A 2,188-nucleotide genomic window follows, 5' to 3' on the forward strand; every position below is an offset into this window, starting at 1 on the left:
TTCCCCCTAGGGCTGCTGGGCGACCGCTCCCGATCAACCCGATGATTCTCAGCCATCTCTATCAACTCTACGGTCGCCCTCGCAATCGAGGTGTCCGGCACTCACAGAAGCACCACACTTTGGACGGGTCGCTACTGCGGGGCTTGCGTGCGGTCTCGCACGATGATCTTGCCGGTGTTCTGGCCGCGCAGCATGCCCAGGAACGCGTCCACGATGTACTCGAACCCGTCTACCACCGTCTCGTCCAGAGCGAGCCGCCCGCTCTGCAGATGTGGTACCGCGAACTGGTACAACTCCTCCTGCAGGTCACGGTAGTTGCTGACCAGGAAGCCCTCCATGCGGAGGCTCTTCTCGACGATGTCCGCGTAGTTGAAGCGTGGCGGCGGCGCGTCAGGGGTGTTGTACTGGCTGATCGTGCCGATGCGGACAACGCGCCCGAACTCGCGCAGCGCTCCCACGGCAGCGGCCAGCTGCTCGCCGCCGACGTTGTCGACGAACACGTCGATGCCGTCCGGCGCGACCTTGGCGAGGAGATCGGCGGCGGGCCCGTCGTGGTAGTCAAAGACGGCGTCATAGCCGACCTCCCGCGTGAGATGGTCGGCCTTCGCTGCCGAGCCCGCGCTGCCCACGAGGCGTCCGGCGCCGAGCAGCCGGGCGAACCGCCCGGTCGCCGTGCCGACCCCGCCCGCCGCGGCCGACACGAACAGGTCCTCACCCTCCTGGAACCGGGCGATCCGGGTCAGGCCCACATAGGCGGTCAGGCCGGTGCCGCCGAGGATGCTCAGGTACGCGGTCAGGGGCACCCCGTCGAAGCGGGGCAGCCGCCGTATCTCCTCGGGCGTGATAACCGCGTGCGTGCGCCAGCCCTGCCGGTGAAACACGATCTCGCCCTCGGCCAGCCGGGGCGTACGCGAGGCGATGACCCGCCCGATGGTGCGGCCCTCCAGCGGTGCGTCGAGCGCGAAGCCGCCGGGCACGTCGTCCATCATCTCGCGGTGATAGGGGTCGACGGACCAGTAGAGGTTCTTGACGAGTGCGCTGCCGGCCGCGGGGGCGGGAAGCGTGGACTCTACGAAGGCGAAGTGCTCGGCGGTGGGAAAGCCATGGGGGCGGGCGGTCTGCTGCACGGTGAGCGCGGTCTCGTTCATGAGTCGGACCGTAGGGCGGGAATGTGCCTGGTGGGCAGCCGGTTGGGCTCATGCGACGCCCCGTTCCATGAGCAGTTCTCATACGTTGAGGTGAGCGCACCGTGGCCCGCACGACCGACTCCGATCTCGCCCCGCACGAGCTGCGCGTCCTGGTGGCGGTCGCGGACGCCGGCGGCTTCTCGGCCGCGGCCGAGACACTCGGTCTGACTCAGTCCGCGGTCTCCCACTCGGTTCGCGGCAGTGAGCGCAAGATCGGTGCCGTGCTCTTCGAGCGCGGCCGCACCGGCGCCCGTCCCACCCCTGCCGGTGAGAAAGCCGTGGCGCACGCCCGCCGCATCCTGCGCCTGCTGGACGTCCTGACCGCCGAGGCGCGCGGTGCGGCCCGGCCCGACACAGCGCAGGGGCCGCTGCGGATCGCGGCCTTCCGCAGCGCGGCGCTCCACCTGTTGCCGCCCGTCCTGCAGCGGCTGCGCGACCGGCATCCCGGGATCGAGCCGCAGGTGCGGATCGTACGGGAGGTGGGGCGCGGCACCGCGGGCGAAGTGGCCGACGGGAAAGCGGACATCGCCATCGCCACGCTGGGCGGTTCCATGCCGCTTCCACCGGGTCTGGTCGCGCACGGACTCTTTGAGGAGCCGTATGCCCTGGTGCACGCGGTGGGGCACGCCGCCCCGCGTTCGCTGCCGCTGGTCGACTGGGCCGAGAACTGTGGCTCGTACACCCGCGCCTGGTGGGCTGCGCAGGACTGGATCCCGAAGGCGACCGTCGAGGCCGAGGACGACGGAGCGGTACTCTCCCTGGTGAGCGGAGGTCATGGAATGGCAATCATGCCCGCGCTCTCCTTGGCGGAAGCACCGAACTCGGTCACGATCGGCGACCTCGGCCCCAACCGCCCGACACGCCAGGTCGGCTACGTCACCACCTCGGAGCTGGCAGGATCGGCTGTGGTACGCGCCTTGGTGAGGGAACTGCGGGCCACGGGGCCCAGGTGGGACCGATAGTGGTCGCGAGCCGCTTCCCCCGTTGATCAGGCGTTGCCG

2 protein-coding genes are annotated in these 2,188 nt (G+C 70.0%); one reads left to right on the forward strand and one right to left on the reverse strand.

The annotated features are described in order from the left end of the window. Positions 1-131: 131 nt before the first annotated feature. On the reverse strand, positions 132-1,148 hold the full coding sequence (locus SSP24_RS42245; RefSeq protein WP_141316552.1) for an NADP-dependent oxidoreductase: 1,017 nt from the start codon (positions 1,146-1,148) through the stop codon (positions 132-134). Between the two features lie 101 nt (positions 1,149-1,249). Between SSP24_RS42245 and SSP24_RS42250 the strand changes: the two genes are divergently transcribed. Further along, entirely contained in the window at positions 1,250-2,149 is a 900-nt protein-coding gene (locus tag SSP24_RS42250; RefSeq protein WP_141316554.1) for a LysR family transcriptional regulator, read from the forward strand. Positions 2,150-2,188 lie beyond the last annotated feature (39 nt).

Source organism: Streptomyces spinoverrucosus (genome assembly GCF_006539505.1).
Classification (GTDB): Bacteria; Actinomycetota; Actinomycetes; order Streptomycetales; family Streptomycetaceae; genus Streptomyces; species Streptomyces spinoverrucosus.